8 protein-coding genes are annotated in these 8926 nt (G+C 69.8%); 7 read left to right on the top strand and 1 reads right to left on the bottom strand.

Annotated elements, in window-relative coordinates:
• Positions 1 to 137 precede the first annotated feature (137 nt).
• From ACWGO0_RS26780 to ACWGO0_RS26755, 6 genes are all read left to right on the top strand, one after another.
• The gene (locus ACWGO0_RS26780; RefSeq protein WP_453540124.1) at positions 138 to 1151 is read left to right on the top strand and encodes an SPFH domain-containing protein; all 1014 of its coding nucleotides are present in this window, start codon (positions 138 to 140) and stop codon (positions 1149 to 1151) included.
• On the top strand, positions 1148 to 2047 hold the full coding sequence (locus ACWGO0_RS26775) for a hypothetical protein (protein ID WP_453540121.1): 900 nt from the start codon (positions 1148 to 1150) through the stop codon (positions 2045 to 2047). Before ACWGO0_RS26780 ends, ACWGO0_RS26775 begins: the two co-directional genes overlap by 4 nt.
• 580 nt (positions 2048 to 2627) lie before the next feature.
• Positions 2628 to 4418, top strand: a complete 1791-nt coding sequence (locus ACWGO0_RS26770; RefSeq protein ID WP_453540139.1) for an ABC transporter ATP-binding protein — start codon at positions 2628 to 2630, stop codon at positions 4416 to 4418.
• Between the two features lie 85 nt (positions 4419 to 4503).
• Complete coding sequence (locus ACWGO0_RS26765; RefSeq protein WP_453540118.1) at positions 4504 to 5010, top strand: nucleotide triphosphate diphosphatase NUDT15; 507 nt, start codon at positions 4504 to 4506, stop codon at positions 5008 to 5010.
• Between the two features lie 45 nt (positions 5011 to 5055).
• Entirely contained in the window at positions 5056 to 5457 is a 402-nt protein-coding gene (locus ACWGO0_RS26760; protein ID WP_453540115.1) for an SHOCT domain-containing protein, read from the top strand.
• A 117-nt stretch (positions 5458 to 5574) separates the two neighbouring features.
• Positions 5575 to 6447, top strand: a complete 873-nt coding sequence (locus tag ACWGO0_RS26755; RefSeq protein ID WP_453540112.1) for an oxygenase MpaB family protein — start codon at positions 5575 to 5577, stop codon at positions 6445 to 6447.
• Between the two features lie 118 nt (positions 6448 to 6565).
• Here ACWGO0_RS26755 and ACWGO0_RS26750 read toward each other — a convergent pair whose 3' ends face one another.
• Entirely contained in the window at positions 6566 to 7663 is a 1098-nt protein-coding gene (locus ACWGO0_RS26750) for a hypothetical protein (protein ID WP_453540109.1), read from the bottom strand.
• Positions 7664 to 7962: 299 nt separating this feature from the next.
• Here ACWGO0_RS26750 and ACWGO0_RS26745 point away from each other — a divergent pair, with 299 nt between their 5' ends.
• Positions 7963 to 8925 (top strand): ABC transporter substrate-binding protein, encoded by a 963-nt coding sequence (locus ACWGO0_RS26745; RefSeq protein ID WP_453540106.1) that lies wholly within the window; start codon positions 7963 to 7965, stop codon positions 8923 to 8925.
• Position 8926 lies beyond the last annotated feature (1 nt).

Below are 8926 nucleotides of genomic sequence, written 5' to 3'. Positions count from 1 at the left end.
GCCGGTGACCGCAGTCGAGGTCACCGGCCGGCCGCGTTCCCAGCCCTCACGGACCACACGCCCTTTTCGTCCTCTTGACGATATGAGCCCATCCCCATTATCGTCTATGTGACGACAATGAGAGGGCGGGATTCCACATGGCCGACATCACGAGGCGCTTCGGCTGGCGCCACCTGCGCTCCGCGCCCACCGCGCACATCCGCCACCACAAGCGCGGCAAGCTCAGCCACGACGGCACCGGGCTCAGCTTCTGGTACCGGTCACTGACCGCGGCGCTCTCCGAGGTGCCGGTCGACGACCGCGAACTCGCCATGGCCTTCCACGCCCGCACGGCCGACTTCCAGGACGTCACCGTGCAGGCCACGGTCACGTACCGGATCAGCGACCCCGCCGGAGCCGCGGCCCGGCTGGACTTCTCCGTGGACCCCGACACCGGTGCCTGGCGGAGCGCGCCACTGGAGCAGATCGGCACCCTGCTCACCGAGACCGCGCAGCAGCACACGCTGGACGCACTGGCCCGCACACCGCTCGCCGCCGCGCTCGTGGACGGCGTCGCCGCGGTACGGGAACGGGTCGCCGCGGGCCTCGCCGCCGAACCGCGCCTGCCCGACACCGGTATCGACGTCGTGGCCGTACGCGTGGTGGCCATCCGGCCCGAGGCGGAGGTAGAACGGGCCCTGCGGACCCCCGCCCGGGAGCAGATCCAGCAGGAGGCCGACCGGGCCACCTACGAGCGCCGGGCCGTCGCGGTCGAGCGGGAGCGCGCCATCGCCGAGAACGAGCTCGCCAGCCAGATCGAACTGGCCCGCAGGGAAGAGCAGTTGGTGGACCAGCGCGGCATCAACGCGCGACGCGAGGCCGAGGAGAAGGCGGCGGCCGACGGAGTGCGAACGGAGGCCGAGGCGGCCCGCAAGGTGCGCATCTCGCGCGCGGACGCCGAAGCCGCCCGTGACATCGGAGCGGCGCGCGCCGAGGCCCAGGCCGCCTGGCTGCGCGTCCACGCGGACGTCGACCCCGGGACCCTGCACGCCCTGGCCGCCACGCGACTGGCCGAGAATCTGCCGCGCATCGACAGTCTCACCCTCTCCCCCGACATCCTCACCGGCCTGCTCGCCAAGCTCGGCCGCCCGGAGCCCGGGACACGGGCGTGAGCCTCGCCCCGCGGGCGGTGCTCGTCCACCGCACCACCGAGTACGAGGAGTTGCTGGCCCGGCACGGCACCCACGGTCAGGCGGCGTTCTTCCTCGCCAACCGGGGCCGGTCCATCGAGGAGGTGGCCCTGCGCCACCACCGTACGCAGCAGGCCCTCACGGAGGTCGCCGCGGCCGTGCCGCTCCAGTGGCGGCGGTCCCGGGTGGAGCGCGCGGATCTCGACCGATTCCTCTTCGGCCCCGAGGACGTGGTGGTCGTGGTCGGCCAGGACGGTCTGGTCGCCAACGCCGCCAAGTATCTGTCGGGCCAGCCGGTGGTGGGCATCGACACCGATCCGGGGCGCAATCCGGGCGTCCTCGTGCGCCACCGCGCGAGCGACGCCGCAGCCCTCCTCCGGTCGGCGGCGGCACCGGGCGCCCAGGTGGACACGCTCACCATGGTCGAGGCGGTGGCGGACGACACCCAGCGGCTGATCGCACTGAACGAGATCTATCTCGGCCCGCCCGGCCACCAGACAGCCCGCTACCGCCTGACCGCCGACGGCGCCCCTCGTACCGGAGAGGCCCAGGCCTCGTCGGGCGTCCTGGTCGGGACCGGGACCGGCGCGACGGGATGGCTGCGCTCCCTCTGGCTGGAACGCGGCAGCGAGCTGAGCCTGCCGGCCCCGTCCGATCCCCGGCTGCTGTGGTTCGTACGCGAGGCATGGCCGTCGCCCGCGACAGGTACCTCGCTCGTGGCGGGGGAACTGGGGCGTGGCCAGGGCCTGGAACTCACCGTCGAGTCGGACCGGTTGGTGGTCTTCGGCGACGGAATGGAGGCCGACGCCCTGGAACTGACGTGGGGCCAGACCGTCCGACTGGGCATCTGCGCCACATCGCTGCGCCTCACCGTCTGACCCGGCCCTGCACCCATGACGCCGCGCCGATCCGTCGGCCTGGTCCATGACAAAACCGGTCGGCGGACCCGACGACGCCGGATGCGTATACCTTCGCAAGGGCCCGCGTGCGGCGCTCGGTCACTGCGGGAAATCACGAACCTCCCGCGCTTCACCAACGCAATGCAATCCCCCGATCGAGCGTCTTCCCACCGCACGAGTGATTCGAACGCAGGATTACGGCCGCCACGCCGGACGCTCCACGGGGTGCGCGGTCCCGCACGAACATCCACTCGACAGGTAGTCCCAGCTCCTCCGTTACGGCCGCTTGATCAGCGGCGTTGTCCGGGCGCTCGTGTCCGGCGACACCACCTCAGGAGGAGCGATGAGTCCCGTCCGCACCCGCTTTGGGCGTTTGCGCGTTCATCCCACGTTCGATGTGATCCGCTCGGCCCTCGGCCTGTCCACACCCGATATTGACGCTTCAGGGGGGTCCGGCGATGCCGCCACCGCCGTTCCGCGCCAGGAGAAGAAGTCCGGGATTCCGCGTCCTCCCGCACCGCCCGAGCTGAGCTTCACCGGACGGGTGCACTCCAACGCGATGCAGGACGCGTCACTGGCGGACATGGCGCGTCGCATCCCGGCCGCGCTCGGACGCACCTTCCGGCTCGCCTGGTCGGTCGACCGGCGCATGGTCGTGACCGTACTCGTGTGCCAGATCCTCTCGGGCATCGGGACGGCGGTGATGCTCGCCGCCGTGGCCGACGCCATGGGCCCCCTGTTCGGCGCCGCCGACGCGGCGGCGGGCCTGCGCGAGTCGGCGCCCTCGCTGCTGGTGGCGGGAGTGGCGCTGGGAGTGGGATCGGCCGCGTGGATCGTGGCGGACTGGGCCACCCGCCGGCTCAACCCGCAGATCGCCTCGGCCACGGATCTGGCCATGGTGGACCTGCTCATGCGGGTCGAGCTGTCCGCGTACGACGAGGAGGGGTTCACCGACCGGAGCCAGGCGGCGGAGATCGGCGCGATGCGCGCCGTCGACCTCGCCGAGGACGCCAAGAGCATGACCAACGGCCTCGTCCAGCTGGTCTCGGCCGCGTCCGTGCTCACCGTGCTGCATCCGCTGCTCCTCGGCGTGCTGCTGCTGTCCGTAGTGCCGCGCGGGATGGGCGGCGTGATCAGTGCCCGGATCGACTACCGGGTGTTCGACGCCTCGGTCTCGGCCCGCAACACCCGGGGAATGATGCGCTGGTTCCTCACCACACCGACGCTCGCCGACGAGCTGCGCGCCAACACGATGCGCCCCTATCTGCACTTCTGGTACCGCACGATGTGTGACCGCGTGGAGGGCCGGGCACTCGCCGCGGCGCCGCTCCACCTGCGCGTCAACACCCTCGCGGCCTCGCTCAGCGGCGTGTTCACCGTCGGGATGTGGGGATCGCTGGCGGCGCTCGTCGTGTCGGACCGGATGACGCTCGCCATCGCGGGCACCGCGATCGTCGCGTCCCAGACCGCGGGGCGCTCGCTGAACTCGGTGATCCGGTACGGCGCGGCGATGTTCCATCACGCCCTCTATCTGGACGACTACCACCGCTTCCTCGGCCGGGCCCGCGAACTCACCACCCGCCGGGGCGGCGCGACCCCGCAGGCCCCCGCCGAGATCCGCCTGGCTCAGGCCTCGTTCAGCTATCCGAAGAAGACCGCGCCCGCTCTGCACCCGGTCTCCCTCACGCTGCGCCGGGGCGAGGTCGTGGCGCTGGTCGGCGAGAACGGTGCCGGCAAGTCGACACTCGTACGCCTGCTGACCGGGCTGACACTCCCCACCGGCGGCTCGGTGCACTGGGACGGCACCGACCTGGCCACCGCGGACGCCGAATCGGTCTGGCGGCATGTCGGCCTCGTACCCCAGCAGAACGGCCACTGGCCGCTCGCCGCACGCGAGAACATCACCCTCGGTCAGCCCCGGACGCACGGCGACGATCTCGCGTGGCAGGCCGCCGAGCAGGTCGGCATGGACGAGGCGATCCGGGAGCTGCCCGACGGTTTGGACACCCTGCTCGCCCGCTCCCTGTGGGGCGGACACGAGCTGTCCGGCGGTCAGTGGCAGCGACTGGCGTGCGCGCGTGCGATGTACCGGAGGCCCGGCTTCCTCATCCTCGACGAACCCACGAGCGAGATGGACGCCCGGGGCGAGCACCAGATCTTCTCGGCGCTGCGCGGGATGGCACCGGACCGGATCACCCTGGTCGTCACCCACCGCCTGGACAATGTGAGGATGGCCGACCGGATCGTCGTACTCAACAAGGGCAGGATCCGGGAGGAAGGGACCTTCGAACAGCTGGCGCACGCGGGCGGACTCTTCGCCGAGCTGTACGCCCTGTCGCAGGACCGCTGACGACCGCGGGCGCCGCGTCCGCACCGCCGGCCGCGGCGCCCCACCCGCCCCGTGCCCGTCCCGTACCCGCAGGAAGCAGAGCAGCATGACCACTGATCCCGTGGACCGTCACACCCGCAACACCCGTCCGCCGACGGCGCAGGCGGCGCTCGGCGTGGGTGTCATCGTGCAGGATCAGGAGGGCCGGATTCTGCTGGGCCTGCACCGGAGCGGCACGTGGGAGCTGCCGGGCGGCAAGGTCGACCCCACGAACGAGTCCATCGCCGCCGCGGCCGTACGGGAACTGCGCGAGGAGACCGGACTCGACGTCCCCGAGGACGCGGTCACGGTCTTCGCGATGCTGCACGACGTGGTCGGGGGCATCAACCGCATCTCCATGGGGGCGGTGGTGACCGTGGGCTCCGGCGTCCCCGAGGTGACCGAGCCGCAGCTGATCAGCACATGGCGGTGGACCGGCCTCGACGAGATCCCGGAGCCGCTGTTCCACCCGTCGGCGCAGATCCTGACGGCCTGGCGCCCTGACCTCCGAATCGAACACCCGGCGGCACACCGACTGCCGATCGCTGCGGCGATCAGGATGCGGGACATCTGACCCGGATGTATGAATAGGGGACAAATCATGCGATCGGAGTCTGCCGTGGACGATTACCCGCTCCTGAACGTCTTCCTGACCATGCTGTATCTGTTCCTCTGGGTGATGTGGTTCTTCCTGCTCTTCAAGGTGGTCACGGACATCTTCCGCGACCACTCGCTGAGCGGCTGGGGGAAGGCCGGCTGGCTGGTCTTCGTCATCCTTCTGCCGTACGTCGGCGTGCTCGTCTACCTCATCGCCCGCGGCCGGAGCATGGGCGAGCGGGACGTGAAGCAGGCCAAGGACCAGGAGGCCGCGTTCAAGCAGTACGTGCGGCAGGCCGCCGCGAGCGAGGGAGAAGGCACCCAGAGCCATGTGGCCGACCTGGCGAAGCTCGCCCAGCTGAAGGACAAGGGTGATCTGAGCGAGGCGGAGTACGAGCAGGCGAAGGCGAAGCTGCTCGTCTGACTCCTGCCTGACTTGCCGAGAGGCCGTATCGGATTCCTCCGATACGGCCTCTCGACGTAATCAGGGCAGACCGCTCCTCACTCACCAAGGCACGATTCATGGACGCATACTGGCCTTATGGACTCGTCCGCCCGTAGCGCAGCCCGCTTGCGCGAGCGGCTCGGCAGCGCCGTATTCGCCCGGGTCGCCGGTCCCGCAGGTCCCGAGAACCGCGCTCGTATCCACGAGACCCCCGGCCCCCGTTGGTTCGGTCCCGACCGGCCGATTCGTACCGTCCACGGTGATGCGTCCATGTTCATCGGTGGACTTCGAGCACTGCTCCTCCAGTCCTTGCACCCGCTGGCCATGGCTGCCGTAGACGCCCATTCCGGCTACCGCGGCGACCCCTGGGGGCGGCTGCAGCGCACCAGTACCTTCCTCGCCGTAACCACGTACGGAACAGCGGAGCACGCGCAGCAGGCGGTCGACCGGGTGCGAGCCGTCCACAGCCGCGTGCACGGAACGGCCCCGTCCGGGGAAGCCTACGAAGCCGCCGACCCGCACCTTCTCGGCTGGGTGCATGTGGCCGAGGTCGACAGTTTCCTGCTCGCCCACCAGCGATACGGAGCCGAGCCGCTCGATGCCGCCGGCTACGACGGCTACGTCTGCGACATGGCACGAGTCGCGGAAGCACTCGGCATCGCCGATCCTCCTCGCGACAGGAGAGAGCTCGACGCCCGGCTCTCGGCCTATCGGTGCGAACTGCGCCCGACGAAAGAGGCACGCCAGGCAGCACGCTTCATCCTGCTGCACCCGCCCCTGCCCTGGGTCGCGCGTGCACCTTACGCGGTACTCGCCGCGAATTCCGTCGCCGCACTCCCCCGATGGGCCCGCACGTCGCTGCAACTGCCTCAACTGCCGCGCGCCGCGGAAGCATGCGTGACCCCCACCGGACGCGCGCTGACCACCGCGATCCGCTGGGCGATGGCGCCGCCCCGTCCACGGTCATGAGCGGCGCGGGTCAGCTCGACCGCCTCGTGTCGTACGGCTCCACCCCCTCGTCCCACGACAGGGCCTCGTACAGTTCCCGCGCACCGACCCCGTAGGACAGGCCAGGAGCTTACGGAAGTCATCCGCAAGGAGTGACTGGACTTCCGTTGTAGAGATTGCCGTCGGCGACGCCGGTGACGATGCTGCGGAGGTAGTAGCCGCAGGTGGGGCGGTTCTTGAAGTCGTAGGTCTGGCCGGGGCGCAGGCGCCAGATCTTGTAGTCGTAGTAGGTCAGGTAACGGTCGGGGTCGGCGCGCTCGGGGCGGTGGTCGCCCAGGACGACGAAGGTGTCGGCTCCCGCGACGGTGGCCAGGCCGTTCCGGTCGACGAACAGGGAACCGCCGTCGTCCACGCCAACGCCCCACGCTGCCCCACCGGTGGTGAGGCCGTCCTCGATCGCGCGGGCGACGAAGGCCATGGTCCGGCCCATCCGGTCGCGGGTGACGAAGTGGGAGTCGTTGATGGTGTTGGCGTAGTTGGGCCAGCTGAACATACCGGTGGTGAAGGTCATCGCCGGGTCGTACGGGTCGTACAGCGCTTCGTCCGAGGTGACACTGCCGCCGCAGGCGTCGTAGACGATCGAGCTGTTGATGTGGTGACCGGCGCTTCCGCCACCGGAGCCGCCGCCCTTCGTGACCACGGACTTCACCGAGGCCTGGAGGCTGGTGCCCTTCCAGTCGGCGTAGTCGCACTGGTCGCCACCGGCGAAGTACACGAACTCGGCATTGCGGATGTCCGCGTTGGCCGCGCTGTTGTTGCCGTCGTTGCGGGTCGTGAGCGTCCAGGTGGTGCAGGAGTTCACACCGGCCAGCGTGCTGATCGTGTCGCACTCGGGGGTCGCACTGCCCGAAGTGGGTGCGGAGCCGGCGAGAACCACGACGTCCAGCGTGCCGGATCCGCCGCGGATGGCGTCGATGGCCTTAGTCATCGTCGCGGGGACGACGGCGCCGGAGCCGTTCATGGTGTGGGCGGGACCGGACCACGTACCGCGGCTGACGTCGGAAGAGCTGCCGAGCCGGATGCGCTTGGCGGAGGCGTGGGCGGGTTCCGCCGTGATGAGGGTGGGTGCGAGCAGTGCCAGGGACGCGGCCAGACAGGTCGTCAGCCGGAGGACTCCCCGTCTCGTCGAGGTGGTCCGTCGGGCGGGGGCGGCATGGGTGGTGAAGCTCAGCAGCACGGAGTTCTCCCAGGGATGGAGGGAAGAGGGACCGACGCGACGTCGGTGGTGATGGAACGTACAGATACCGCGTGCGGTGCGCTAGATGTAACGCCCGAAGAGTCGACGCGACGGGTCTCGCAGTGAGCAGCGTGCAGCTCTGTCGCGTTCCTTATGGCCCGCTTCACGCACCTGCCTCCCACATCACGGCGAAGTAACGCTCATTACATCTATGCAGATTGCTCGGCACTGTGTAATTTCTGGGGCGGGCCGAGCGAGGAAGTCATCCTCGGCCGGCAATCCTTCGGGAGGGAACGCACATGAAGTACGCCCATGTCTCCGCTCGCGCTGCGACCGCCGCACTTGCCGCTGCCGCGATGCTGGCTCTCGCGGCTTGCGGCGAGGGTGGCGGGACCGGTGACGGAACCGCGGCCGAGGTGCCCGCGAAGGCGGAAGTCGCCGGGGTGACCGTCGAGAAGGACACGAAGCTGCACGACTCGCTCCCCGACGCCGTGAAGAAGTCCGGCACCGTTCGCGTGGCGACCGACGTCCCGTACGCACCCTTCGAGATGTTCGTGACCGAGGGGAAGAAGGAACTCACCGGCCTGGACTACGACCTGGGGCAGGCCATCGGCGCCCGTCTCGGGGTCCGGTTCGCCTTCACGCCGCAGAAGTTCGACGGGATCGTGCCCGCGATCCAGGCGGGCAAGTTCGACGTGGCGATGTCCGCCATGACCGACAACAAGGAACGGCAGGCCGTCGTCGACTTCGTCGACTACTCCGTGTCCGGCTCCGGAATCATGGTGGCCAAGGGCAACGCCGAGAAGATCACCACGCTCGACGACCTGTGCGGCAAGAAGGTCGCGGTGCAGGCGGCGACCAACCAGCTCGACCTGCTCAAGGATCACCAGAAGGCTTGTGAGAAAGCCGGCCGCGGTGAGATCGGCATCCTGACCTTTCCCAAGGACTCCGACGCCCAGCTCGCCCTGCGCGCGAACAAGGTCGTCGCCCAGGTGCTGACCAAGCCCGCGGCCGGCTGGACCGCCAAGACCGCCGACGGCGGCAATGCCTTCGAGGTCGTGGACGACCCGGCCGCGACAGGCGGCTACAACGCCTCCCCCAACGGCATCGCCGTCAGCAAGAAGCTCCCCGAGCTCACCACCGCGATCCAGAAGGCGCTGCAGTCCCTGATCGACGACGGCACCGCCACCAAGATCTTCGAGAAGTACGGCGTGGCCTCCATCGCGGTCGAGGAAGCCACCCGGAACGCGGCGGTCGACTAGA

Source organism: Streptomyces sp. NPDC055749, from assembly GCF_053617235.1.
This window is presented reverse-complemented; position numbering and strand designations above follow the sequence as displayed.